Origin of the sequence: Leptospira vanthielii serovar Holland str. Waz Holland = ATCC 700522, assembly GCF_000332455.1 — a bacterium.
GTDB classification, from domain to species: Bacteria; Spirochaetota; Leptospiria; order Leptospirales; family Leptospiraceae; genus Leptospira_A; species Leptospira_A vanthielii.
On the sequence record NZ_AOGY02000024.1, the window covers coordinates 85,474 to 111,292 of the forward strand.

A 25,819-nucleotide genomic window follows, 5' to 3' on the forward strand; every position below is an offset into this window, starting at 1 on the left:
ATTTAAGCGATCGCGACATTCACTTCGATCCGTCCAAACTTAGAGTATAAATTGATGGAAAGTGTTGGTTTTTTGTTAAACCGAACCGATGTGTTATTTGTTTCTTGAATGTTGGGTGTAGTGATCTCCACAGATTGGCCTGCTGAGGTAAAAATATTCATCGCATTACCAGTAGTCATGTTGGCAATCTCACCGAGGATGTCTTTGTATTCGTTTTTTACATCTTCGTCAGAAAGACCAGGCACTAACTTACGAGACACTTTGTATGCAGCATCGAGGTTCATACTATAAACCACTTCACCACTAAAGGAACCCACCACACCAATGATAATGGCAATTTCGTGGCTCGGAGTCGGTGAGTCCTTGATTCCGATTTTTCCTCGGATGAGATCCTGTTGTAACACATCGCGAAATACGATGGTGGCTGCTTCCAGGAACGGGTTGATGAAGTCGGCTTTAATTTGCATTTATTCTAAAGAGAGAAGGCCTTTTTTCTCTACGTTGTATTCTGCTGCTATGGACTGGTTTATTTCAAGAAAAAAGCTAAGAAGTTGCCTTTGTTTCAGAAAATCTGCAGCCTGATCTGCGGGTTTTTTAGCTGTGGTTTGTCCGTAGGTAAGAGCACCAAATTCTACATAAACCTGTTTGTCGTTGTCAGAGAAGGGACCCACAACAGTTTTTTTGCTGAAAGGATCGTTCGCGAGGGTTTCCCAAAACTTTGCAGAGTTCGCCAAACGGTAGCTATTGCCACGGTTAGAGGTCACAAGTTTTAAGTCAGACAGAGAAACATTCGAAACCGATTCAATGGGCTGTAAAGTTTCCTCGGCAATAGCCTCTAAAGCATTAGGTTCTGAAATTTTGGAAGCGATACGGCCTTTCCATACTTCCACTTCTTTTCTTTTGCGATCAAATTTCATTTTAGAAAGCAAAAGTGGTTTTCTTGTTTCGAAACTAACAAAATTTCCAGTAGCATCTTTCGAAAGTGATCCATCTTTCTTTTCTTTTTCATACTCTTTCATGAGTTCTGCATCGGAAATATTGATTTTGGCTTCGACGGCATTCAACAAGTTGACCTCAGAAATGGCCACAATTCGAAAAGAAATTTTGGCACGTTTGGCCTCGTCTTCCAACTCAACTTCGTTTTCGGTGGGAGCGAGTGGTTGTTCCAAAAAGTTGGGAAAAAGAGCATACCCAGTGGCAGAATCGATTCGGTAGTTCATCGGTGCCGAACGGTAGATTTGTTGGTAAATTTCTGTCAGAGAACGAGAATCTTCTTCTCCATATCCTGCTTGGGAAACGGATTCCTTGTGCACTTCACGTGCTTGTTTGGACATTTCCCGTTTGATACTGATCTCAGATACTTGGAAACCAACGGACGTGGCAATGTCGTTGGCAATATAAATTTCTCGAACGGTAGAATAAGCACAGGAGTTGAGAAGTTCAGGATTTTGAGCTGTTTCTCTTCCGTATTGTTGGTATCTGTAGTAACAATCTCGTTTGGCGGCGTTGAAGTAATCCACGGGAATGCTTTTGCCTGCAATGGTACCGGCTTTGGTCGAATTTTGGCCTGTGATGGCACCCATAAAACTTTGTTCCGCATCACCAGGTAAAAAAGTAATGATAAGGGTTCCGACCAAAATGAATAAAAAGAGGGCAATAATCGTACGATAGATTTTTTCTTTGAGGGTAGAGGGTTCTTCTTCGAACATAAAGGAAGCGTTTCCGTTTCCGAAACCCTTGTAAAGAAAAAATGTAATCAAGGGATTCGTCGTTTTGCAAGATAATGTAGGTAGTATGTTGTTTGCTGCATTTGCTATGATTCTTGTGGGTGTCCTATGTTTCTTGTACGTAGCCCTTTCTCCGCAGAAATCGAAACCTACGGCATACCCACCACGAAAAGCACAGGGCTCTGGCCAGTACCGAATGCCCCAAGGCCCCTCGGTGTCTCCCCAACTGGATGAACGAATCCGAAAAGAACGTGCGATTTCTGATGACCGTCATATTTCCTATTCTTTGCCCGAAGAAGTGACACCTTCTGTGGTCCAAAAATCCGAAGTTCTGCTCCCAACAGGGGATGGAAGTTTGGAACAAGAACCACCGACTCCTAAAGAAAGCAGATTCCAAATTGAAGGGACTTTGTTTTTGGATTATTCCGGTAAACTTACGTTTGGTGAGGAATCTTCTGATATCGATTCGCTGGAAGATGGACTAAAAAATTTCAAACGAATTGGTTCGGGAAGTTTACGTGAGGAAAATGGAAAGTTTTTATTTCATTCCGGAAATGTAACCTACACCTACACTCCCGAAGAATTGGAACAAGTGGTCCTACATAACCAAGGGATTGTATTTCTTTTGAAGGATACAAAGGCCCCAAAACCTGTATTTTTTACAAAAGACATCGATACATTCAAAGACTTTCTAAAACAAGCTGCTTTAGTTTAAAAATTAAAAAAGATTGTTTCCACCACTTTTTAAAATAACAAATCACCACTGAAATTCAAACTATAATGTTTTTGGTTCTTTAGAAATCGATTCTAGATTTAGAAACTTCTCTTGTAATCAATTCAATTTGTTTTTCACCGGTTCGCAACTGAATGTACTGTTCCAACTTATTCTTTTGGTCCTCTGTAGGGAGTTTTGTCCATTCTGAGTCAAAAAGATTTGTATCCCTATAAGAGTTTTGATTCATATCAAATTTTTTGGTTTTTGCAAAGCTAGCAGATACCAAATGAGGGAAAAATATTTGAATTTCTTTTGAGATCATTTCTGTGCTCGAATGCCCCATTACCATTTGGTTTTTGTAAATTTCAGAAAGGATTTCGAATTTTAAATGATCAATATTTGTGGAAGAAAGATCTTGGTGGATGATTAGTTTAGCATTTGCTAGGTTATAATACTTTAATTTGTTTTGTAATTCTTTTTCTTGGTTTGGATCGATTTTTGACCCAATAATCGTTAGTTCAATTTTTCGTTCTGTATATCCGATTTCTTTTTCCAAGGCTCTTCGGTTCTCGGTTAATATTTCTTTGCGAATGAATTCTTCCGCTTTTCCTTTGAAGTAAGAGGTTCTCACAATTTGGTAAGCTGTAAAAACCGAGGGAATGACCACAACGAGCGCAAAGATAGTTAAGTAAATTTTTACCTTCCTTTCTTTGTCCTTGTACAAACCCCAATCCACTTTTGAAAACTCCATATACCGAACAAAGACAAAGGTAGTGATCGCAATGAAGATGGAATTGATTAAAAAAAGATAAGTAGCACCAAAAAAATAAGACCAGTTCCCTTGCGATAGTCCATAACCTGCTGTGCAAAGAGGGGGCATCAGAGCTGTGGCAATGGCAACACCCGCAATGGCAGTTCCTTTTTCTTTTCTTGTGTTGGCAATGATACCCGTGGCTCCTCCAAAGATTGCAATAAGAGCATCATAAATTGTCGGAGAGGTTCTGGCTAATAACTCTGATTGGGCTTCATCAATAGGGGAGAGAGAAAAATAAAGAAATGAGGTCGCAATGCTCGCAAATGTTGCCACAGCTAAAGTACGTAGGAATTTTTTTAAGCTTTCAAAGTCGTTCGTGGCTGCGGCAAATCCAATCCCAACGATCGGGCCCATAAGAGGTGATACAAGCATTGCCCCAATGATGACCGCGGTGGAGTTGACGTTGAGACCAATACTTGCAATGAAAATGGCAAAAATCAAAGTCCACAAATTGGAGCCAGTTAACTCGGCTCCTTTTTGAACGGATTCTATGGTGCCCGGTCTATCTAGGTCGTCGAGTAGATGGAACCTTGGAGCCAACCATAAAAAAAAGGAAACAATCGGATTCTTTGGGGATACCATAGTGTCTTAGACATCCGATTGTCTTTGTTTGCAATTAAGTTTTTAAACCCCACCCACCATGACATGTTTGGTGATTAAATAATCACCTACCGACTCGATTGACAAATCCTTTCCAAATCCCGATTGTTTGAATCCACCATGCGGTGTTTCTGAAGCCAGTGGTAAGTGGTCATTGATCCAAACGGTTCCAAATTCAAATTGTTTGGCAACTCGCATAGCGCGCGCTATATCCTTAGTCCAAATCGAAGAAGCAAGCCCGTATTGGACATCGTTTGCGAGTCGGATTCCTTCTTCTTCTTTTTCATAAGATTGGATGGTAAGCACTGGCCCAAAGATTTCGTTTTGTACTACATCAAAGTTTTGTTTTACATCGGCGATGACTGTGGGTGCAAAAAAATATCCCTTGTCTAGGCCTTTGGGAATCACACCACCGGTTAGAATTTTGGCCCCTTGTTTTTTGGCACGATCCATAAAACCTAAAACGCGTTCGCGGTGGATGGCAGAAATGAGAGGACCCATTTCTGTTTTGTCATTAAAGGGATCTCCCACATTTACGGCTTTCATCGCATCCAAAACGGCATCGGTAATTTTCTTCTGTAAGGCCTTGGGAACAAGGATTCTTGTGGCGGCCGTACAGTCTTGTCCTGAGTTACAAGTGGCACCAAACGTTGCTTTGGCGGCAAACTGATTGATATCCACATCATCAAATACAAGGAGTGGGGCTTTCCCACCGAGTTCTAAATGCACTCGTTTGAGAGAATCTGCCGCCGACTTCATAATATTTTTTCCCGTTCCCGTCGAACCGGTAAGAGAAACCATACGAACCAGAGGATGGTCTACGATGGCTTGGCCTGTGGCATTGCCACCAGTGATGATATTGATCACCCCATCAGGGATTCCGGCTTTTTTTGTAAGTTCGGCTAACATGAGTGAGGTGATTGGTGTTCCGGGGGCCGGTTTTAAAATCACGGTGCAACCCGCAGCAAGGGCCGGTCCAAATTTCCAAACGGCCATAAGTAAGGGATAGTTCCAAGGTGCAATTTGACCCACAACACCGACTGGTTCCCGGCGAAGGATGGATGTATAACCCGGTTGGTATTCGTTTGCACGACTTCCGTGTACATCACGAGCCGCTGTGGCAAAAAAACGAATGTTATCTACAGCAAAAGGAATGTCTCCGGCGAGGCTCAAATTTTTATAAGGTTTTCCTGCATTCAGTGATTCGGCTTTTGCAAATTCTTTGGTTTTTTCTTCCAAAAGATCTGCCAATTTCCAAAGGGCTTTGGAACGTTCTGCCGGTGTGATCCCAGACCATCTTCCATCATAAAAAGCTTTGTGAGCGGCCTTTGCGGCTTTGTCTACATCGGCCTTACTTGCGTCTATGACTTTGGCAATTTTTTTGCCTGTGGCTGGATCTTCGATGTCCATAAGACTCCCGCCATTGGAATTTGCCCACTTCCCATCAATCCAAAGTTTAAATTCTTTCATACTGACTTAAATTTCCTTTAGTGATTTTGTTATGATCGCGAGGCCTTCTTTGACAATGGACTCTTCTGCCGTAATCGGAACGAGAATTCGAATCACGTTTCCATACACGCCACAAGAAAGAAGAACTAGACCATGTTCCAAGGCTTTGGCAGTGAGTTTTTTTGCCAAATCAGCCGAAGGTTTGTTTGCATCTCCATTTTCTACGAGCTCAAATGCCACCATGCCACCTAACCCGCGTATTTCGCCAATGTGAGGATAGGATTTTTTGATTTCGTTTAGTTCGGTGATTAACATTTTGCCGAGTTTGACTGATTTTTCTAAAATCCCTTCTTCTTCGATGAGATCCATGACCGCAATCCCTGCAGCACAAGCCACGGGGTTACCTGCATAAGTTCCCCCGAGCCCACCAGGTTCTACTGCATCCATAATGGATGTTTTTCCAATCACAGCAGAAAGGGGCATTCCGGCTGCGAGTGATTTTGCAGTGGTGATGAGGTCTGGTTTGATTCCAGAATGTTCAATGGCAAAAAGTTTTCCCGTTCTTGCAAATCCGGATTGTACTTCATCGGCAATCAGAAGGATTCCATGTTCATCACAAATGGTCCTTAGTTTTTTTAAGAAAGAAGGAGAGGCAATATAAAATCCACCTTCACCTTGCACGGGTTCGATGACAATGGCTGCCACACGAGAAGGATCAATGTCGGCTTTAAATAAATTGTTTAGAGCTTTTATGGAATCGTCTTCTGTGACCCCATGGTATTCCATCGGAAAAGGAATGTGGTAAACGTCGCTTGCGAAAGGACCAAATCCTTTTTTATAAGGAACCACTTTTCCTGTAAGGGCAAGTGCCATCATGGTTCGTCCGTGAAACCCACCGAGAAAACTGATAATTCCCGGCCTTCCCGTAGCGGCCCTTGCAATTTTCACTGCGTTTTCTAAGGCTTCGGCCCCAGAAGAAAAAAGAATGGTTTTGGCTCCACCCTCAATCGGCGCTTTGGCGTTTAGTTTTTCGCAAAGAACGATATAGGATTCATAAGGCATAATTTGGAAAGCCGTGTGCAAAACTTGATCCACTTGTTTGTGGATGGCAGCAACCACTTTTGGATGGCAGTGCCCTGTATTTTGAACTCCAATCCCACCACCGAAGTCGATGAATCTTTTTCCTTCAATGTCCCAAATTTCTGCATTTTTGGCTCTTTCGGCAAACGCTGGATAGGCGGTTGTAACACCTCTCGGAACGTTTGCAAGTCTTCTTTCCCATAGAGTTTGGTTGGTTTGTTTTTGATTGCCTGTCATGTGATTCCTCCGAGGCAGAGATATTTGGTTACTGTATAATCATCGAGTCCGTATTTGGAACCTTCTCGTCCCATTCCAGAAAATTTAACACCCCCGAAAGGGACTTGTTCTGAAGAAATTAATCCTTCATTAATTCCCACCATCCCGTATTCTAGTTGTTCTGCGACTCTAAAAATGCGAGCTATGTCCTTTGTATACAAATAGGATGCGAGTCCAAAGTCGGTGTCATTTGCCAAATGGATGGCTTCCTCTTCAGTTTGGAAGGTTTGGATACACGAAACTGGTCCAAAGGTTTCTTCCTTTGTCACAACCATGGAGGAGTTTACAGGATAAAGGACAGTCGGCTCAAAAAAATTCCCTCCGAGGCTGTGTTCCTGCCCACCAGTCAGAATTTTTGCTCCTTTGGAAACGGCATCTTGGATATGCGATTTTACTTTTTCCAGAGCCGCCTCATTAATAAGTGGGCCTTGTTGGGCATTGGGTTCCATACCATTGGCTACCACGAGTTCCTTGGCTTTTTCGGCCAACTTCTTTGCAAAAGCTTCGGCAACGGAGGCCTGGACAAGAAAGCGGTTTACACAAACACAAGTTTGTCCCGTGTTTCTATATTTCGAAAGCATGGCGCCCTTAACGGCCTCCTCAATGTCGGCATCTTCAAAAACAATAAAGGGAGCATTTCCACCGAGCTCCAGTGAAAGTTTTTTCAAAGTAGCTGCTGATTTTTCCATGAGATAAATTCCAGTCTTTGTGGAACCAGTAAAACTTAGTTTACGAACTTCTTTACTTTCTAAAATGGTTTTCCCTATGGCGATGGGGTCACCAACTAACACGTTCCAGACGCCTTTGGGAAGTCCTGCTCTTTCGGCAAGGACTGCCATGGCAAGTGCCGAGTAGGGAGTAAGTTCTGCCGGTTTGGAAACAACAGTGCAACCAGCTGCGAGGGCTGGCGCTACTTTTCTTGCAAGCATGGCTGCCGGAAAATTCCAAGGAGTGATGGTTCCCACAACTCCAATCGGTTCCTTTAATACAAGGATTCTTGTGTCTTTTCTGTGTGAAGGGATGATATCACCATACGAACGTTTTGCCTCTTCGCCAAACCATTCGATGTAAGAGGCAGCATAAGCGATCTCTCCACTAGCTTCTGTTAGTGGCTTCCCTTGTTCTTGGGTCATGATCAGAGCCAAATCTTCTTGGTTGTCCATTATAAGTTGGAACCATTTGCGTAAAATTCCGGCTCTTTCTTTTGCGGGTCGCGTTTTCCAATCCTTGAGAGCTTCTTTAGCCGAACGAATGGCGCGACTTGTATCTTTTTCTGTGGAGTGAGGAATGTTTCCAATCACTTCACCACTTGCGGGGTTATGGACTAAAATTTCTTTTTTGTTTTCTGCAGGGCACCAAACCCCGCCAATGTAGTTTTCTTGTCGAAAAAGGTCTTTGTCTTTGATGTATTTCATACCAAACCTGTGCTTTCATCGAAATACCAGCTCCTAAAAATTCCTACCTTTTTTTTGAAAACCTAGGAAGTGGTTGCTTAATTTTGGGTTTTTGGTATCTAAATCACTGACATAAGTAAAACCAGGAGCACATAGGTTTATGAAATTCGATTCATACAAACGAGTGATTTTTTCTGTAGCAGTTCTCGCAATCGCTTTCACGGTTGCCTGCGGCAAAAAAGAAACAAAGGTTTCCGAAATCGGGCAAGGCGAGGGAGAAGTTTCCATCGTAGCTTGGCCGGGATACATTGAACGTGGTGAAACAGACAAAGGATATGATTGGGTCACTGAATTTGAAAAAAGTTCTGGCTGTAAAGTAAATGTAAAAACTGCCGCTACATCTGATGAGATGGTAGCACTCATGAATGAAGGTGGGTTTGATCTCGTCACTGCCTCTGGTGATGCATCGTTACGTTTGGTTGCCGGTGGAAAGGTCCAAGAAATCAATACGGATTTGGTCCCTAGTTGGAAAAATGTAGATTCTCGTTTGCAAAATGCTCCTTGGCATACAGTGGAAGGAAAACATTTCGGAGTACCTTACCAATGGGGTCCGAACGTACTTATGTACAACACTAAGGTTTTCAAAAAAGCCCCTACTAGTTGGAATGTTGTTTTTGAGGAACAAGTTTTACCTGATGGAAAATCAAACAAAGGTCGCGTACAAGCCTTTGATGGTCCAATCTACATTGCCGATGCTGCATTGTATTTAAAACAAGCAAAACCAGAACTCGGAATCCAAGATCCTTATGAATTGGATGAAAAACAATACACTGCTGTCATTGAACTTTTGAAAAAACAAAGACAACTCGTTCCTAAGTATTGGCATGATGCGATGGTGCAAGTGGATGACTTTAAAAAAGAAGGATTAGTTGCATCTTCTACATGGCCATTCCAAGTAAACCTACTTGTGAGCGAAAAACAACCTGTAGCATCTGTCGTTCCACAAGAAGGAGCAACCGGTTGGGCAGATAGCACCATGTTACACAAAGATTCAAAACATGTAAACTGTGCTTACAAATGGTTAGAACATTCCCTTTCTCCAAAAGTACAAGGTGACCTTGCTTCTTGGTTTGGATCTGTTCCGTCTGTTCCATCTGCTTGTAAAGGGAACGCTTTACTTGGGGACACTGGTTGTGCCGTAAACGGATTCAATAACTTTGAAAAAATCTCTTTTTGGAGAACTCCAAAAGAAGATTGTTCGGGTGGAAGAAAATGTATACCTTACAAAAAATGGGCTGAAGATTATATTTCCATTATTGGAAGTAAATAGATCTTAACATCATAGAATACTGAAGGAGAAGGAATGGACCAAGTTTACGATGTTGAATTTCAAAATGTAACAAGGAAATTCGACCAATTTATAGCGGTGGATGATGTCTCCTTTGGGATTAGAAAAGGTGAATTCTTTTCGATGTTAGGCCCTTCCGGATCGGGCAAAACTACCTGCCTCCGTATGGTGGCAGGATTTCAAGATACAACTTCAGGAAGGGTTCTTTTGGAAGGTGTTGATGTTACAGGCATCCCACCTTACAAAAGAAATGTGAATACAGTCTTTCAAGACTATGCTTTATTCCCTCATATGACAGTGGCTGAAAATGTGGGTTATGGGTTAAAAATTAAAAAACACCCTACTAATGAAATTACCAAAAGAGTATCGGAAATGCTTTCTATGGTGCGCCTTCCTGATGTGGGAAACCGCAAACCTTCTGAACTCTCTGGGGGGCAAAGGCAAAGGATTGCACTTGCACGAGCTCTGATCAATCGGCCCGGAGTACTACTTCTCGATGAACCACTCGGCGCTCTTGATTTAAAACTCAGAGAAGAGATGCAATTAGAACTCAAGGCCATCCAAAAAGAAGTGGGGATCACTTTTATCTTTGTCACCCACGACCAAGAAGAAGCACTTTCTATGTCAGATCGAATCGCCGTCTTTAATAAAGGTAAGGTGGAACAAATTGCCACCCCAGAAGAATTGTATGACCGCCCAAAAACTGAGTTTGTCGCAAACTTTGTAGGAACTTCCAATATTCTCACTTTAGAGGAAACCAAACGATTGACTGGCCAAACAGGAAAGGGAATGATTCGTCCAGAACGTGTCCATGTATTTGCCAACGCAAAAGAGGACAACCATTCCACAGGATATAGAACCTTTAAAGCAATTCTCAAAAGCCAAGTGTATTCAGGTGCCACTTCCAAAATGCATTTCGAAACACCTGCTGGTTCACGGATCATTGCCTCTACACAAAACTTAAAAATATCAGCAGAATATATTGCTGTTGGTTCGGAAGTGCTTGTGGGTTGGAAAGATTCTGACATGCATTTACTTTAAGGGTTTGTAAATGACAACCACCTTTGATAAGTTTTTTACATTTCTTTTTTATCGAAAAGGCCTTGCGATTTTTTTGTTACTCGCACCGCTTCTCATTTGGCTTGGTGTTGTGTATTTGGGATCGCTTTTTACACTCCTTATCCAGAGTTTTTTCTCCATTGATTCTTTTTCTGGAGTGATCAAACGCGAGTTTACTTTAGAATCCTATTATGACTTGTTTCGTCAGAGTACGAATTGGGATATCATCATTCGTACCACAACCATGGCCTTTACTGTTACTGTTGTGAGTGCCATCATTGCTTTTCCCATTGCTTATTATATGGCGATGTATGCAGGCCCAAAACTAAAACCCATTCTTTATTTAGGAGTGATGTTGCCACTTTGGTCGAGTTATCTTGTGAAAGTATATTCTTGGAAACTCATTATGGCAAAAGAAGGAATCCTCACTTGGTGTTTGGAAGAACTTGGACTCCTGCATCTTTTAGATGCCATCCTTTCGTTACCTGTGATTGGGGGAACCTCATTATCGTTTTCTTACATTGGGATGTTTTTGGTTTTTGTTTATATTTGGCTTCCTTATATGATCCTTCCCATCCAGGCCTCTTTGGAACGAATTCCTAAGTCACTGCTCGAAGCCTCTTCCGATTTAGGTGGAGGACCGGCCCAAACCTTTCGTAAAGTGGTTTTGCCATTGGCATTTCCGGGAGTGGTGGCAGGTTCGATTTTTACCTTCTCACTTACATTAGGTGATTATATCATCCCTACCATTATTGGTAATTCTAGTTACTTTATAGGAATGGCGGTTTACACCCACCAAGGAACAGCAGGGAACATTCCTTTGGCGGCAGCCTTTTCTATGATACCGATTATTATCATGATGGTTTATCTTATGATTGCCAAACGATTAGGAGCTTTCGATGCCCTCTAAATGGAATTTCGGAACCATCGGATTAAAACTGGCAACCATCCTTGGTTTTCTTTTTATCCACATACCAATTTTTATCATCATCATGTATGCATTCTCTACTGATGAAAAAACATTTCAATTTCCCTTACCTGGGTTCACTCTCAAATGGTTTGGAGTTGCTTGGGAGAGGAATGACATTTGGGAAGCCATCATTCTTTCTTCACAAGTCGCTACCATTTCTACGATTCTAGCTATTGTTCTTGGAACCTTGGCATGCCTTGCTGTCTATCGTAGCAAATTTTTTGGAAGGGAAGTGATTTCCTTTTTAGTGATTTTACCAATTGCTTTGCCTGGGATTGTAACCGGTATTTCGTTACGATCGGCCATGTCACTTTTTGGAATTCCTTTTAGTACATGGACCATTGTCATTGCACACGCAACATTTTGTGTTGTGACTGTATACAACAACGTACTGGCGAGACTTCGTCGGAGCTCACATTCGATGGTGGAAGCATCTATGGATTTAGGTGCCAATCCATGGCAAACATTTCGATTTGTCATTTTACCAAATATCGCTACGGCATTGTTAGCTGGTGGGATGTTGTCATTCGCATTATCATTTGATGAAGTGATTGTGACAACATTTACGGCGGGCCAACAATCCACGGTTCCCATTTGGATGTTAACAGAATTCATTCGACCAAGGCAGAGGCCTGTGACCAATGTGGTTGCGGTTTTTGTCATTCTTGTGACAACATTACCAATACTTGTAGCTTATTACTTAACCAAAGAAGATGAAGGTGGGAAAAAGTAACTCCTACTTAATTCTTGAATCGTTATGTAAGTCTCTCGAACCAATTTAGAAACTGTTACAGTTTTGCGTATTTTGACAATTATCAACGGAATTTCACTTTCCCAAATTCTAGAAAGTGGTAGACTTTTGAAATGGAAAAATTGATTCAAAAGCTGATCATCCCGATCGATGGTTCACCGAGTTCTGCTAAAGCGTTGGAATTTGGTTTGGCAATTGCAAAGGCAAGTAATGCTAAATGTTATGTCGTTGAAGTAGTTGAGGATTTTGGTCCTCTCCCTGGTTATTATGATGCGGCTCCGGTAGGCAAAGATCGAGTGAAGTGGATCTCTGAGCAACGTTTTGAAAAAATACACCCTATTTTAGATGAAACTTCCGTGAAATGGGAACGTGTTGTAATAGAAGGATATCCTGCGGAAGAAATATGTAAACTTGCCGAAAAAGAAAAGGCAGATTTGATTGTGATCGGTAGTAGGGGCCATGGAATTCTTGGAAGATTCATTATGGGTAGTGTATCTGATCGAGTTGTACATTACGCACCTTGCTCTGTAACGGTTGTTAGGTGAATTCAACATAAATTTGTCAAATCGTTGTTAAATTAGTTGCGCTGAATTGTATCGTATCGGAATCTACGGACTAATCCTAAAGTAGATTTCCGGTTGATACAAATAATGGTTTTTGAAAAAGAAGAACTCCCCGCAGTTTTGCCTCTCGACAAACGATATACAAGAACGTATTACCAAGACGACAGTTTTGTTTCGAACATTCGAAGAGCACTCCCTCGAATGATAACGACTGTTGTCATGGAAGAACATGTCTTCCCTAAACTGAACAGCGAAGAAATTGACTTTCTGCTACAATACTATGCAAAAAGACAAGATACTAGTGGGAATTATTATCAACTCAAAACAATTCCTTATCGTATTCGAAAAGAATCTGCGGAAAGAATTTTAAAAGAAGCAGGGATTGATGATACACAAAAAGATTTCATCGGTACCTTCTATCATTTTGATACGGAATTACAACAGTATGTTCTAAATGATAAAGTCACCGAATCAGATGAAATTCGAATCCTTCAGATCATTAAACGTCGGGACTATTATGTTGGTAATGTAGAGAAGTCAAAGATCTCTGCAATCTTTGAGCCAATTGAGGAGATTCCAAAAAAAGATACTTTTTTTGCGAACCTTTATGTTCCCGCAGAGCATAAGTTTTTTTCTCCACCCAATCTAAAACATATTTCCGGAATGCAAATTGTGGAGGCCGCTAGGCAATTTGGAATTGCTTGCAACCATATATATGGAAAGGTTCCGTTTGACGGAGTCACCTTTTTATTGTTATATTTAAACTCTGAGTTTTTCCAGTATGCCAAGATGAATATGCCTATCAAGTTGCGAGCTAAAGCCATCGAGACCAAAAACAGTAAATCTGGTTATTGGAACTACTCGAAATTGGAAATTACTGCCTACCAGGAAAACCAAGAGATTACAAAAATCGAAATGGCTGCGAGTATCCTGCCTTTAAAAGTCTACAAACGCTTAAAAAGCACACAGGAAGAAGTATATGAAATTGATCCAAGATTTCGAATTATGGATCAGTTCAAAAACAATATCTCGGTCAGGGAAAATGGGCGTAATATTGTTTCAACGATAGAAAATATATCTAATTCTGGGTTTATGGTGCGCTGCTCAGGGATCCTACCTGGTGATTTGGCCCATAGCCAACAACTCGAATTTTTTATGCATTTTGATATTGTCGGTTTTGTTCATGGAACTTGTATTTTATTATGGGTCAAAGAAGACGATAATAATGAAGACACCTTCTTTGCCGGTTTTCGTTTTGAATCGATTTCCGAACTAGATCGGGCAAATGTAAAGGAAGCAATCAATCGTTACGGACGTTTGATCGAAGAAAGGGAAATCCAATGAGTGGAAAAAAAGTAGCACTAGTAACCGGTGGAACTTCTGGACTCGGAAGGTCTATTGTTTTAGAATTTGCAAACGCTGGTTATGTGGTTGGATTTTGCGGAAGGCGAAAACAAGAAGGGGAAGAAACCTTGGCTCTTCTTGAAAAACAAGGTGGCACTGGAATGTTTGTTCGTTGCGATGTCACACAATCGGAAGCAGTTCGTAATTTCGTTGAATCAATTGTCACTAAATATGGTTCCATCGATGTTGCAGTGAACAACGCAGGGATCTCTGGAGTTTTGAAAGCAACGGCTGATTATCCATTAGATATATTTGATTCTGTAATGGATGTAAATCTAAAAGGAACCTTCCTCTCTATGCAATTTGAACTAAAACAGTTTTTAATTCAAGGGAAAGGTGGAGTCATCATCAATGTATCTTCAGCACTCGGTGTTCGAGGAAAAGAAAAAGCAGGTCCTTATTCAATGACAAAACATGGAATCATTGGGCTCACCAAGTCAGCGGCATTGGAATATGGTTCTTCTGGGATTCGTGTGGTGGCGCTCTGTCCGGGTGGGATCCAAACAGAAATGGATGATGTATTTTATGCTAATGTCTCGAACCCAGAAGAAGTAAAAAAGGAAAGAATGAAATCTTATGCTTTAGGTAGAATGGCAACACCAGAGGAAGTTGCAAAAACTTGTGTATGGCTCTCTTCCGATGGAGCTTCTTTTATCACTGGAGCAGTGATACCGGTTGACGGTGGCAAAACTGCTAGATAAGGAAACCCATTGTTTACTGTAGGAAAATATAAAGCAATCAAGGAACTTCACTTAGGCAAAAGAAGTTCTGTTTATGCGGGGGAATCTGCGACAGGTAGCCCCGTCGTAATCAAATTATTGAATCGCGATTATCCTGATAATCATGAAATCACTCGCTTTAAAAATGAATTTGAAATACTCCGATCGATTGATTCTATATACACACTTAGGCCTTTGGAATTAGAATCCTACCAGAACACAGTTGCGATTGTATTTCCCAATGTTGCTTATACCGATCTCGCCAAATTGCAGTTAAGTGGAAAATATAGTAATATAGCCACTTTTTTGAATATTGCTATCGAAGTTTGTCGAGCGCTTGCTGATATTCATAAAGCAAAGATTGTTCACAATGATATCAAAGCTCAAAACATAATTTATAATCCAGATACTGGTGCGCTAAAAATCATTGATTTTGGTTCAGCAACTCTTTTGACCCATAGAAGTTTTTATCTCCCGATGAACCAGAATCTTACGGGAACCCTCGCACATATTTCTCCAGAACAAACTGGTCGGATGAATCGCACTGTTGATTACAGGACAGATTTCTATTCGTTTGGTGTCACCTTATATCAGTTAATCACGGGTGACCTTCCGTTTTTATATACAGATAGTTTGGAAATGGTGCATGCCCATCTTGCCAAAACTCCACTTTCACCTAAGGAAAGAAGTGGTGCTCCAAAGATAGTCTCCGATTTGATTATGAAACTTTTGGAGAAAAACCCTGAAGATCGTTACCAAACGGCGACGGGTTTACTTTCTGATCTTTCGGCAATTCAATCCGTTCTTTTGGAAAATGGACGTGATTCCTTAGACCAGTTCCAAATGGAACTAGCAAAAAATGATAAATCATCAAGATTTCAAATTCCAAAAAAATTATATGGAAGAGAAACCCAACTCCAGGTTTTCGAAGAAAAATTTCTGGATGCCACAGAAGGTCGGATTGAAATCTTTCTTATCTCTGGACGTTCGGGGATTGGCAAATCTGCTCTAATCAATGAAATTCAAAAACCAGTTACAAGAGAAAAGGCGTACTTTACTTCTGGGAAATTTGATTTATATAAAAAATCGATCCCTTACCGAGCCATTAACTTAGCGTTACAAGGGCTTGTTCGACAACTATTGTCTGAAAGTGAATCTTCTGTAAAAGAATGGAAAAAAATAATTTCTGAAGCCCTTGGCGTTAATGCGAAACTAATTATTGACGTTGTTCCTGAGTTATCGCAACTGTTAGGTGAAGCTCTGAACCCACCAGAACTCGATAGTTTGGAAACGGAAAATCGGTTCCACTTGGTGTTTCGAAAGTTTCTTAGGACCATTTGCACAAAAGAACATCCTGTTGTTTTATTTTTGGATGATATGCAATGGGCGGATTCTTCCAGTATATTGTTATTGAAGGAAGTTCTGACAGATCCAGAGATTTCTCATTTCTTTATTATATTGTCTTATCGTGACAATGAAGTATTACCAACCGATCCATTTTTTAGATTATTGGAAGAGTTACGTGAAATTCAGGTGCCAATTACTGAAATTCAATTAGAGCCACTTCGAGAGCGAGACGTTGCTTTACTTGTTTCTGAAACTCTAGTGGTTCCAGAATCTGAGATTCGACCTATTGCGGAAGTACTTTGGAAAAAAACAAAAGGAAATCCATTTCACGTCAATGAAATGTTTAAGAACCTCTACGAAAGGTCTTATATCTATTTTGCGGAAGATCATTGGTCTTGGGATAAAGATAAAATTGATTCAGTTAATATCTCTGATAATGTCATCGATTTAATCATTGATAAAATCAATCTTCAATCTGATGAATTAATTGAAGCGTTGAAATTAACAGCGTGTATCGGAAACTGGTTTCGCCATGATATATATGCTACGATTGCCGAGAGGCCATTCCATAAGGCATCCATGGATTTGGTGGCCCTGGCCAACGAAGAATTTTTGATTCTAGGAATGGAGGATGCAAATTTTACCCATGATAAAATTCGAGAAGCAATTTATAAAATCATTTTACCCGAGGAAAAAGCAAAACTACATTATAAAATAGGGAAAACATATCTCTCTATTTTGTATAAATATAAACTTGAAGACCATCTGTTTACCATTGTAAACCAATTGAATTTGGGTGCTTCCCAAATGAAGGGAAACGAGGAGTTAGCTGAGTTACGAATTTTAAATGAAAAAGCAGGTTTTAAAGCTTTAAATTCATCTGCTTATGATGCTGCATTTACATTCTTTGATCGGATGTCGGGACTCATGACAGATGATGAATGGAGGACAGATTACGAAAATACATTAAAACTCCATTTGGCTTATGCAAGGTCTGCGTATCTTTCAAAGAATTTTGAAGCTGCGGAGAAGAGTTTTAACTATATACTTAGTTTTGTTCGAAATGACTTAGATAAAATTTTAGTTTATGAGCTACAATCTTCTATGCTTGTAACGCAGAACAAGATGAAAGAGGTATTGGAAACCTTAAAACAAGCGTTAAAGCTTATTGGGGTTCGGTTGCCTAAAAAAGCCGGACCTTTGTCTCCTTTCCGGGAGATTTTAAAGTTTAAATTTAAATTGGGTCATAGGTCTATTGAAAGTTTAGAACATCTACCGATCTCGGAAGATCCCAAGTATCTTGCAATCATGCGTCTTCTGAATGCATGTATTGCTCCTTCATTTTTAGCAGAGCCAAATTTATTTCCCGTTATCGTTCTCAAATTGGTCAACCACACTTTACGATATGGCCTGTGTGAGATCAGTGCTTTCGGATTTTGTGCGATGGGTGTAATCCAGGGATCGGGTTTGGGAAATTATGAGGATGGTCTAAAGTTTGGTCAGTTAGGTGTTCGTTTACTTGAAACTTTAGATGCAAAAGCATTTCGCTGCCGAACGTTATTTATGTTCGCAAGTATGATTGCCCCTTGGAAAAATCATGCAAGAGATGGCCGTTCAATATTTTGGGATAGTTTTCTCGCAGGAATGGAAACTGGTGATTTACAATACTCATCTTATTCACTGAATAATATCCACTTCCAAGGTTTATTGTTTCGTGAAAATCTAGACGATTTATATAAAAGTCAACTTCGTTATGATTCTTCTCTATTGAGTCTGCGGCAAAACCATGCCTATCAGGTACATCGTTTGAATCTCCAATTAGTTGAAAATATGAGAGGAGAGTCTCCTGATCCAATGAATTTGGAAGGTCGATATTTTTCGGAAACTGAAACTGTTTCTGAATGGATATCTACAGGAAATGCCAATGCTCTTTTTGATTATTATTTATGTAAGTTGCGAATTGAATATTTTCTTGGTGATAAAGAAAAGGCATATGAATATTCAACAAAACTAGATTCATTAGAAGGTGCAATGTTCGGGATGATGTTTGTCCCTGAACATGTTTTTCTTGGTGCTCTTGTATCGTTTGCGTTAATTATAGATAACAAATTTCCTGCTGGAACCACAAAATCATCACTTAAAAAAAGGTTAAGTAGATTCGAAAAGCGAATGAAGGTTTGGGCAAAGAGTTCTCCAGAAAATTTTGGACATAAATACCATATCATTTCTGCATTATTATTATATTTGGCGAACCAAAAAACGCAAGCGGTGATTGCATGTAAGGCGGCGATCTCCTTAGCTCGTGAATCAAGTTATATACTGGAAGAGGCACTTGCGAATGAGTTTTTAGTTAGAATGTGGAAAGAAACAGGGTTTGAACAATATAGTAACTTACATTTGGTGGAAGCACATTACCGGTATGGGAAGTATGGTTTTTTATCTAAAGTGAAACAACTAGAATTGGATCATGTTTCTCTGAAAAAATATATTGGAAGAAATTTTCGAACAGATTCGACCGATAGTCTTTCTTTGTTTAGCACAACAAAAGATATTTTTGGTGATGTTGGCTCTACTTTAGATATCAATACAGTCATCAAAGCCTCGCAGACAATTTCGGGAGAAATCCAACTCAATCGCCTTTTGGAAAAAATGATGAAAATCTTGATTGAGAATGCTGGTGCGGAAAGAGGATATTTTATACTAAAAGCGGAATCCGGTTGGCAGGTTTTAGCGGAGTCGGAAGTCGAAAAGGAATCCGTTTCCGTATATGCAGAATCGCCATTTGATATCGATTTTCTTCAGCCGGTAGCTTATGTGAATCAAAACAAAATTCCATCACAAATCATAGGTTATGTGGTGAGGACGGGACTTGTTGTGATTTGTGGGGATGCAGCAAGAGAGGGCGATTTTAAAAATGACCCTTATGTAAAATCAACTCTTCCTAAATCTCTTCTCTGTTATCCGATTTTAAGTCACGGAACTGTTGTTGGTATTGTTTATTTAGAAAATAATCTTACGACGGATGCTTTCACTCCTGGCCGTGTGGAAATTCTGAAAATCCTGTCTTCACAGATTGCTGTTTCCATTGAAAACTCTCTTTTGTATACCAATTTGGAACAAAAAGTTGATGAACGAACGAAAGAATTGAATTTTGCTTTAACGGAAGTTAAGGGACTTAAGGAACAACAAGATGGCGATTATTTTTTGGCCTCATTACTGATTGAACCATTAACGCAAAATCTTGCTACCTCATCCAATATGAATATTCAGTTTCTTACGGAACAAAAGAAAAAGTTTTCGTACAAACAATGGAATTCTGAAATTGGTGGCGATTTATGTGTGTCTTCTTCTATTCTGTTACAAAATAAAAAGTATATTGTTGTTTTAAATGGTGATGCAATGGGTAAATCCATGCAGGGAGCAAGTGGCGCTCTTGTCATTGGATCAGTATTTGAAGCCATCATCAAAAGAAATGGCCAGTCTGATGAAGTGCGAGATATAACTCCTGAAAAATGGGTCAGCAATGCATACATTGAATTACACAACACTCTTGTAACTTTTGACGGCTCCATGCTTATTTCCATGTTTCTTTGTCTGATCGATGATGAGACTGGATTCTTCTATTTTTTAAATGCAGAACATCCGAGGCCTGTGATTTACCGAAGGTATCGTACCTTCTTCTTACCACATAACTATGTTTGTGCGAAGTTGGGTCTTTTAGCATCTAAGAAAGCTCTGCAGATTAACACCTTTCAACTTGAAAAAGGAGATGTATTATTAATTGGATCAGATGGACGGGATGATATTTTGATTGGCTCCGAAATTGAAATGGAGGTCAATGAAGACGATGAATTATTTCTTAAAACTACATTGGAAGGCCAAGGTGACTTAGAATCCATTCGGGATGCGATCAAAAGTCATGGCGAATTGATAGATGATTTGTCGTTAATTCGAGTGGAGTATACAGGAGAGGGCTCACCGGTTCATGTTCCTCCCAATCATCCAAAACACTTTGTTTACCTGCGAGCACTTACTCTCTACAAACAGAAAAAATGGGCAGAAGTGGAACGTATGATATCTGGTCATTTTGATTCAATCCATGATGCACCACTTTCTGTTCAAAAAATCTACTTATATACAGAACACCGAATGTCGGTGTTCCCGTTAGAATTTGCTGTAAACTATGTCCAAAAAAATCCATCGGACAGCCTAACACTCTTTTATATTGCGGAAGCACTGTTTAAAAATGGAGATTTTTCTGCGGCATTCGATTATTCCGAGAGAGTCCAACTCAGACGCCCTTATCATAAGGAAAACAATATTTTATTTGCTCGACTCTTAGAACTTCGGCGAAAATAAATCATCTTATGTTATCCGTCGGGAACGACATCGTTGAAAACCAAAGAATTCGTGAACTCCTAAAAAAACATGGGGATCGCTTCTTAAAGCGGGTTTTTACAGACGAAGAAGTTGAATATTGCCATAAACACAAAGATCCCGTTCCTTTCCTTGCTGGTCGGTTTGCCTGCAAAGAAGCCGTAATTAAGGCCCTAAACCTAAATCCTGGGGAAGTGGCAGATATGCGTGAGATTGAACTGGCAGGCACCAATTTTGGTAAAAAAACGCTAGTCATCCATGGGAAAACTGAGAAGTTTTTCCGAGAGAAAGGATTTACAAAGAGTTCCGTATCCATCAGTCATGCTGACCATTACGCAACTGCTGTTGTCATTTTCTATAAGGAGCCCCTATGATCGTTAGTGATAAAATGAAGGCTGTTTTGGTTCACTACAACCATGCACTTTCGTTATACAAATCGCGAAAGTTTGCGGAAGCAAAAGAAGAGTTCAAAAAAGGATTAGCAATTCATCCACAAGATGGCCCTTCGAAACTATACATTGAACGATGTGATGATTATATCGCAGATCCCCCACCAGAAGATTGGGACGGGGTATATAATATGAAAACAAAATAGGAACTATGTCAAAAAAAGAAATGCAACCAACCATCACCGAACACGGAGTCATTGCCACTATTCTCGGAAAAGAAACAGCATTTAGCGGAACTTTAGCGTTCAAAAAACCCTTACAAATTTCCGGTGATTTTACCGGTGAAATCATCTCCGATGGTTATCTTGTGATTAGTGAAGGGGCAAGAGTGAAAGCCAACATTAAGGCTGGCACAGTTGTTGTTGGTGGGACGATCATTGGAAATGTAACAGCAACACAAAGATTAGAAATGTTGTCCACGGGAAAAGTACAAGGTAACATTCGTACTGCAAAACTTCAGATTGCAGATGGTGTTGTGTTTGATGGAAATTGTGAAATGCTAAGCAGCGAAGAGACTTAGTTTGTGGCAATTTCATCCCTATAGCCTACTTTTATTTCTAGCATTCGGCTTCAATCTTGTATTGGGGCTATTCGTTTTAAAATCTTTCCGCCTAGATCTTGTTAAATATTTATTAATTCTAGTAATCGGTTCCATGATGTGGACCGGCTTCTATGGACTTGATTTTATATACATTAGTTCTGATTTACACAGAACCTTTGTCGCCTTATTGTATATCGGGGTTTCCCTTGCCAATTTGGGAATGGTTCTCGTATCTCTAGAGTTCACGCAAAACAAACATCTACTAACCAAAAAATTTTGGGTTTTACTTACAATCCAACCACTTCTTACCTTAGCAGTTTGTGTTCTCGATCCAATCTTTAAAACTTTAACTTTAGATACTTATCTTGTTAATATCAACGGTCGGATCCAATGGATCCAAGTAACCAATACCGGTGGGTTTGTTGTTTCCTATTTGCTTTCGTTTTTCTGGTCGGTGTTTGTTGGATATTTACTGATCAAAGGAATTTTCATATCGAAATCTACTGAAAGACGTAGGTATCTTCTCATTCTAATGTCGTATTTGTTTATTTGGATCACCGCCACTTTGCATAAGTTAGGTGTTAGGCCCTTGCCTGGGATTAACGTCACTGCGGTCATGAGCACAATGCAAGTGATTCTTATTTTCTTTGCGATTGGTTATTATCGTATGTTTGACTTAGTTCCCTTGGTACGAGGGGAAATTGTAGATGAACTAGATGAAGCAGTTGTAATTCTCGATTTTAACAATAGGATTGTGGATTGGAACATGGCAGCAGAACATTTGTTTTGTACCGCCTCTAAAAATTCCACCTTACTTTCTTATAAATATTTTTTTGCATCAGCTCCAGGAATTATTTCTAAACTTGATCACTTATCAGATAAACGTACTCTCACAAAATGGATTTGGGAAAAAGACGAAAAGTATTGGGAAGTGACCGCAAAACAAATCCGAGACGCGAATCGAAAAAAAATTGGAATGGTTCTTGTTTTTCGAGATAGCACGGAACAACGGAATTTAGAAAAACAAATGTCAAACGTCAATCGCGAGTTGATGGTTGCAAATGGTACTAAAGATCGTTTTTTATCTATCATTTCTCATGATTTACGTGGCCCTCTCGCTGGAATTAAAATGTTACTCAAAGTATTAAATGAGGACATGAAAAAGAAAGAGGATGCACTTGCGGGAATGACCCAGTCACTTGTGGACGCAACAGAATCTGTATTTTCCTTATTAGAAAACCTTTTGGAATGGTCTAAGTTGCAGCGAGGACAGGAAGAGTTTCGTCCTCATTATTATCGGTTGGATAATATTGTAAGAGAATGTTTGGAACTATTTGTTTTGAGCGCATCTAACAAAGGTATTACTCTGGAAGTGGAAATTCCCTCGCATGCGATGGTATTTTGTGATGACAGGATGATCATTACAGTCATTCGGAATTTGGTTTCCAATGCCCTAAAGTTTAGTCATAATAATGGTAAAATTCTAATCAATGCTTTGGATGTTGGTGATGATTGGCAGGTTTCTGTCATTGACTCAGGAGTTGGTATGTCGAAGGCAATAATAGACAAACTATTCAAAGTAGGAGAAGTGATAAAATCGACTGGAACTGGAGGGGAGACGGGGAATGGAATTGGACTTTTACTCTGCAATGAGTTTGTTTCTGTGAACGGTGGAATTCTGTTTGCAGATAGTGATGGCGTTTCTGGTTCCCGATTTGTTTTTACCATTCCTAAAAAGATGAAAGAGGAGATCATTTCATGAAAAAGACAATTGTTGTTACAGGTGCTACAGACGGAATCGGAAGGGTATGTGTTCATTCCTTTGCAAAGAGTCAAGAGGAATTGATTTTAGTTGGACGTAATCCAGACAAACTTGCTGCTTTGGTATATTCATTACAAGTAACAGGCGCTACAGTTCACTCTTATGTTGCCGACCTGTCGTCTGCAAAAGAAACATTTTCACTTTCAGAAACCATCAGAAAAAATCATCCCAAGATCGATGTTTTACTCAATAATGCAGGCGCTTATTTTGATCAACATACCCTTACCAAAGAGGGGATTGAATCCACATTTGCTTTAAACCATTTAAATTATTTTATTCTGACACTCGGTTTACTTCCTTCCTTAAAAAAAGCTGGGGAAGCCAGAATTGTCAACGTGGCCTCTCGAGCACACATGGGTGTATCTTTGGATTTCAATAACTTGTTAGGTGAAAAAGAATATTCCGGTTGGAAACAATACCAAAGGTCGAAACTTATGAATATTTATTTTACCTATGAACTTGCTGAACGATTAAATCAAACCAAAATTACTGTCAATTGTTTACACCCAGGATTTGTGAAAACAAGGTTTGGTCAGAATAACGACGGTTTAGCGAGAGTTGTTTTGACATTTGCTCAGAATGTTTTTGCAATCTCAGAAGAAAAAGGTGCTGAAACTTCAATTTTTCTTTCAACGGACCCATCTGTAACTTCTGTTTCTGGTAAATATTTTTCAAAAAAGAAAATCGAAAAAAGTTCTGAACCTTCTTATGATGTAACAGCCAGAAAAAAACTTTGGTCATATACGGAAGACCTTCTGAAACATAAGTTTAGTTTTAAATTCCCTGGTTTTTGATGTATGGGTTATAAACACCAAACAAACCCAATCCAAGTTCCGGTTCCTGGCGGGAAAACAATTGCAGAACATTTCGGCATTCCCTCTACGGGAAGTTCCGAGGTTTCTATTGCGTATATGGTGGCACCTGCGGGTTGGGGGGAACCATTTCAAAAACCCAAATTTGATGAGTGGACTCTTATGGTCCGTGGAAAACAACAAATTGAAATCAATGGAGAAAATCTGATCCTCAGTGCTGGTGAATCACTTTTGGTTGAGAAAGGTACTAATGTTAGATATTCTAATCCTTTTTCTGACGATGCAGAATATTGGTCTATTTGTAAACCTGCGTTTTCTTTGGACTTAGTGAACCGGGAACCAGAAACTTAAAGATTGTATGGGAACCGAGGAGAAACCAACAGCGGATTTAAGTTTTTTAAAAAAGGAAATGAAACCCGCTTTTTTTCCCAAGGGTTCTCTGATTATCGAGCAATTTTCGTTAGGTGATTCCTTCTATTTTATAGAATCTGGAAAGGTTGAAGTTTGGAAATATTTAGATGAAAGTAAACAAGAAATATTAGTCATTGGAGATCTTGTCGCCGGTGATTATTTTGGAGAAATTGCTCTCATCGACTCGGCTCCTCGTACAGTAAACATTTCCGCTAAAGAAGATTCTACTTTCTTCAAACTGACAAGGGAAGATTTCCATCGTTTGATTCAAACAAGTCCTGATATGACTTTGACACTTTTGAAATTGTTAACTGCGAGAATCCGAAACGCAGAACAAAGAGAAAACCAAGTTTTGATCCAAAAGAATAGGGAACTTCGCCTTCAAAATGAAACTTTGGAAGAAATGGTAAAAGAAAGAACGGCAAAGTTAACTCAGTCTTTGAAAATCATCCAAGAAGATCTAGAAACTGCAAAAACCATTCAAAGAAATATTTTACCACTAGGCCTCAAATATGTAGCGCATTTAGATTTTGGATCGCGATTTGAACCTATGGCAGAAGTCGGTGGTGATATATTCGATGTTATCCGTTTAGAAAAATCCAAAATACGATTATTTTTAGCTGATGCAATTGGACATGGAGTACAAGCGGCCCTCATCACAATGGCCATTAAAGCAGAATACGATCATATCAAACACAATACACCGAATCCAGCAGATGTTTTGTATGTTCTCAACCAAATTTTCATCGATCGATATGGGAAAAAATCCAATCAATTCACGGCTGTCATAGTCGACTTGAATTTAGAGGAAAACAGTTTAACATATTCTTCAGCAGGTCATAATGAACCTTATGTGGTGTGTAAGGACCGGATCATTCCATTAACTGAGTCGGGTGTGATGTTAGGTTTGGAGAAAGAGGTCGAATATTCGAATCACACGATGCCTTTTGGGCTGGGGGATCGTTTGTTTATGATTTCGGATGGGTATTTAGAGCAGGAAAACAGAGAGGGAATTCTCCTCGGAGAGACCAAATTGCTTTCCAGTTTTGAATCTGCTAAGAGTTTGGATCTAAATCTAGCAGATACGATTAATTTGCTTATGGATGATTTTCATTCCTTCAGAGGAAATGCCTCTATGATGGATGATGTTACGATTCTTGGAATCGGTACGACGTATTAATTAGGAGATAA

At 39.8% G+C, this 25,819-nt stretch carries 22 protein-coding genes; 16 read left to right on the forward strand and 6 right to left on the reverse strand.

The window, feature by feature from the left end:
• Positions 1-2: 2 nt before the first annotated feature.
• Positions 3-467, reverse strand: a complete 465-nt coding sequence (locus tag LEP1GSC199_RS04640; RefSeq protein ID WP_002978212.1) for a chemotaxis protein CheX — start codon at positions 465-467, stop codon at positions 3-5.
• Complete coding sequence (locus tag LEP1GSC199_RS04645; RefSeq protein WP_002978122.1) at positions 468-1,709, reverse strand: SurA N-terminal domain-containing protein; 1,242 nt, start codon at positions 1,707-1,709, stop codon at positions 468-470.
• 64 nt (positions 1,710-1,773) lie between these two features.
• Here LEP1GSC199_RS04645 and LEP1GSC199_RS04650 point away from each other — a divergent pair, with 64 nt between their 5' ends.
• Complete coding sequence (locus tag LEP1GSC199_RS04650; RefSeq protein ID WP_232420644.1) at positions 1,774-2,442, forward strand: LIC_11490 family protein; 669 nt, start codon at positions 1,774-1,776, stop codon at positions 2,440-2,442.
• A gap of 79 nt (positions 2,443-2,521) precedes the next feature.
• Here LEP1GSC199_RS04650 and LEP1GSC199_RS04655 read toward each other — a convergent pair whose 3' ends face one another.
• Genes LEP1GSC199_RS04655 through LEP1GSC199_RS04670 form a run of 4 tightly spaced genes read right to left on the reverse strand, consistent with a single transcriptional unit; the run spans position 2,522 to position 8,076 of the window.
• Entirely contained in the window at positions 2,522-3,838 is a 1,317-nt protein-coding gene (locus LEP1GSC199_RS04655) for a DUF389 domain-containing protein (protein WP_002978196.1), read from the reverse strand.
• Between the two features lie 42 nt (positions 3,839-3,880).
• Positions 3,881-5,326 carry a gamma-aminobutyraldehyde dehydrogenase gene (locus LEP1GSC199_RS04660; protein ID WP_002978248.1) on the reverse strand — a complete coding sequence of 482 codons (1,446 nt, stop codon included), beginning with the start codon at positions 5,324-5,326 and terminating at the stop codon, positions 3,881-3,883.
• A gap of 6 nt (positions 5,327-5,332) precedes the next feature.
• Positions 5,333-6,622 (reverse strand): 4-aminobutyrate--2-oxoglutarate transaminase, encoded by a 1,290-nt coding sequence (gabT, locus tag LEP1GSC199_RS04665; RefSeq protein WP_002978104.1) that lies wholly within the window; start codon positions 6,620-6,622, stop codon positions 5,333-5,335.
• Positions 6,619-8,076, reverse strand: coding sequence for an NAD-dependent succinate-semialdehyde dehydrogenase (locus LEP1GSC199_RS04670; protein WP_002978288.1), 1,458 nt, complete (start codon positions 8,074-8,076; stop codon positions 6,619-6,621). The genes gabT and LEP1GSC199_RS04670 overlap by 4 nt, the downstream gene beginning before the upstream one ends.
• Before the next feature lie 139 nt (positions 8,077-8,215).
• On the opposite strand from LEP1GSC199_RS04670, the gene LEP1GSC199_RS04675 reads away from it, so the two are divergent.
• The 15 genes from LEP1GSC199_RS04675 to LEP1GSC199_RS04745 all read left to right on the forward strand — a co-directional run bounded on the left by LEP1GSC199_RS04675 (position 8,216) and on the right by LEP1GSC199_RS04745 (position 25,808).
• Positions 8,216-9,385 (forward strand): ABC transporter substrate-binding protein, encoded by a 1,170-nt coding sequence (locus LEP1GSC199_RS04675; RefSeq protein ID WP_002978296.1) that lies wholly within the window; start codon positions 8,216-8,218, stop codon positions 9,383-9,385.
• Positions 9,386-9,418: 33 nt separating this feature from the next.
• Positions 9,419-10,444 carry an ABC transporter ATP-binding protein gene (locus tag LEP1GSC199_RS04680; RefSeq protein ID WP_002978192.1) on the forward strand — a complete coding sequence of 342 codons (1,026 nt, stop codon included), beginning with the start codon at positions 9,419-9,421 and terminating at the stop codon, positions 10,442-10,444.
• A 10-nt stretch (positions 10,445-10,454) separates the two neighbouring features.
• Positions 10,455-11,372, forward strand: a complete 918-nt coding sequence (locus LEP1GSC199_RS04685; RefSeq protein ID WP_002978252.1) for an ABC transporter permease — start codon at positions 10,455-10,457, stop codon at positions 11,370-11,372.
• Positions 11,362-12,165, forward strand: a complete 804-nt coding sequence (locus LEP1GSC199_RS04690) for an ABC transporter permease (RefSeq protein ID WP_002978233.1) — start codon at positions 11,362-11,364, stop codon at positions 12,163-12,165. Before LEP1GSC199_RS04685 ends, LEP1GSC199_RS04690 begins: the two co-directional genes overlap by 11 nt.
• A 131-nt stretch (positions 12,166-12,296) precedes the next feature.
• The gene (locus tag LEP1GSC199_RS04695; RefSeq protein ID WP_002978235.1) at positions 12,297-12,728 is read left to right on the forward strand and encodes a universal stress protein; all 432 of its coding nucleotides are present in this window, start codon (positions 12,297-12,299) and stop codon (positions 12,726-12,728) included.
• 102 nt (positions 12,729-12,830) lie between these two features.
• Entirely contained in the window at positions 12,831-14,090 is a 1,260-nt protein-coding gene (locus tag LEP1GSC199_RS04700) for an AfsA-related hotdog domain-containing protein (RefSeq protein WP_039926154.1), read from the forward strand.
• Positions 14,087-14,851, forward strand: coding sequence for an SDR family NAD(P)-dependent oxidoreductase (locus tag LEP1GSC199_RS04705; protein WP_002978279.1), 765 nt, complete (start codon positions 14,087-14,089; stop codon positions 14,849-14,851). The genes LEP1GSC199_RS04700 and LEP1GSC199_RS04705 overlap by 4 nt, the downstream gene beginning before the upstream one ends.
• A 9-nt stretch (positions 14,852-14,860) precedes the next feature.
• On the forward strand, positions 14,861-20,575 hold the full coding sequence (locus LEP1GSC199_RS04710) for an AAA family ATPase (protein ID WP_002978493.1): 5,715 nt from the start codon (positions 14,861-14,863) through the stop codon (positions 20,573-20,575).
• An 8-nt stretch (positions 20,576-20,583) separates the two neighbouring features.
• Positions 20,584-20,967 carry a holo-ACP synthase gene (gene acpS, locus LEP1GSC199_RS04715; RefSeq protein ID WP_002978360.1) on the forward strand — a complete coding sequence of 128 codons (384 nt, stop codon included), beginning with the start codon at positions 20,584-20,586 and terminating at the stop codon, positions 20,965-20,967.
• Entirely contained in the window at positions 20,967-21,188 is a 222-nt protein-coding gene (locus tag LEP1GSC199_RS04720) for a hypothetical protein (RefSeq protein ID WP_039926155.1), read from the forward strand. The genes acpS and LEP1GSC199_RS04720 overlap by 1 nt, the downstream gene beginning before the upstream one ends.
• Positions 21,189-21,193: 5 nt before the next feature.
• A complete protein-coding gene (locus tag LEP1GSC199_RS04725; protein WP_002978190.1) occupies positions 21,194-21,562 on the forward strand; it encodes a bactofilin family protein in 369 nt (122 codons plus the stop codon).
• A 1-nt stretch (position 21,563) separates the two neighbouring features.
• On the forward strand, positions 21,564-23,345 hold the full coding sequence (locus LEP1GSC199_RS04730; RefSeq protein ID WP_083901917.1) for a sensor histidine kinase: 1,782 nt from the start codon (positions 21,564-21,566) through the stop codon (positions 23,343-23,345).
• Positions 23,342-24,199, forward strand: coding sequence for an SDR family oxidoreductase (locus LEP1GSC199_RS04735; RefSeq protein WP_002978429.1), 858 nt, complete (start codon positions 23,342-23,344; stop codon positions 24,197-24,199). Before LEP1GSC199_RS04730 ends, LEP1GSC199_RS04735 begins: the two co-directional genes overlap by 4 nt.
• Before the next feature lie 3 nt (positions 24,200-24,202).
• Complete coding sequence (locus LEP1GSC199_RS04740; protein WP_002978409.1) at positions 24,203-24,568, forward strand: cupin domain-containing protein; 366 nt, start codon at positions 24,203-24,205, stop codon at positions 24,566-24,568.
• A 7-nt stretch (positions 24,569-24,575) separates the two neighbouring features.
• Positions 24,576-25,808: a PP2C family protein-serine/threonine phosphatase gene (locus LEP1GSC199_RS04745; protein WP_002978371.1), complete on the forward strand. Its 1,233-nt coding sequence runs from the start codon at positions 24,576-24,578 to the stop codon at positions 25,806-25,808.
• Positions 25,809-25,819 lie beyond the last annotated feature (11 nt).

Coding starts and splice junctions, on each gene's coding strand:
- LEP1GSC199_RS04690 (WP_002978233.1), top strand. CDS start 11,362: ATGCCCTCTAAATGGAATTTCGGAACCATCGGATTAAAACTGGCAACC.
- LEP1GSC199_RS04695 (WP_002978235.1), top strand. CDS start 12,297: ATGGAAAAATTGATTCAAAAGCTGATCATCCCGATCGATGGTTCACCG.
- LEP1GSC199_RS04705 (WP_002978279.1), top strand. CDS start 14,087: ATGAGTGGAAAAAAAGTAGCACTAGTAACCGGTGGAACTTCTGGACTC.
- LEP1GSC199_RS04675 (WP_002978296.1), top strand. CDS start 8,216: ATGAAATTCGATTCATACAAACGAGTGATTTTTTCTGTAGCAGTTCTC.
- LEP1GSC199_RS04655 (WP_002978196.1), bottom strand. CDS start 3,838: ATGGTATCCCCAAAGAATCCGATTGTTTCCTTTTTTTTATGGTTGGCT.
- LEP1GSC199_RS04680 (WP_002978192.1), top strand. CDS start 9,419: ATGGACCAAGTTTACGATGTTGAATTTCAAAATGTAACAAGGAAATTC.
- gabT (WP_002978104.1), bottom strand. CDS start 6,622: ATGACAGGCAATCAAAAACAAACCAACCAAACTCTATGGGAAAGAAGA.
- LEP1GSC199_RS04660 (WP_002978248.1), bottom strand. CDS start 5,326: ATGAAAGAATTTAAACTTTGGATTGATGGGAAGTGGGCAAATTCCAAT.
- LEP1GSC199_RS04640 (WP_002978212.1), bottom strand. CDS start 467: ATGCAAATTAAAGCCGACTTCATCAACCCGTTCCTGGAAGCAGCCACC.
- LEP1GSC199_RS04645 (WP_002978122.1), bottom strand. CDS start 1,709: ATGTTCGAAGAAGAACCCTCTACCCTCAAAGAAAAAATCTATCGTACG.
- LEP1GSC199_RS04735 (WP_002978429.1), top strand. CDS start 23,342: ATGAAAAAGACAATTGTTGTTACAGGTGCTACAGACGGAATCGGAAGG.
- LEP1GSC199_RS04745 (WP_002978371.1), top strand. CDS start 24,576: ATGGGAACCGAGGAGAAACCAACAGCGGATTTAAGTTTTTTAAAAAAG.
- LEP1GSC199_RS04740 (WP_002978409.1), top strand. CDS start 24,203: ATGGGTTATAAACACCAAACAAACCCAATCCAAGTTCCGGTTCCTGGC.
- acpS (WP_002978360.1), top strand. CDS start 20,584: ATGTTATCCGTCGGGAACGACATCGTTGAAAACCAAAGAATTCGTGAA.
- LEP1GSC199_RS04670 (WP_002978288.1), bottom strand. CDS start 8,076: ATGAAATACATCAAAGACAAAGACCTTTTTCGACAAGAAAACTACATT.
- LEP1GSC199_RS04685 (WP_002978252.1), top strand. CDS start 10,455: ATGACAACCACCTTTGATAAGTTTTTTACATTTCTTTTTTATCGAAAA.
- LEP1GSC199_RS04725 (WP_002978190.1), top strand. CDS start 21,194: ATGTCAAAAAAAGAAATGCAACCAACCATCACCGAACACGGAGTCATT.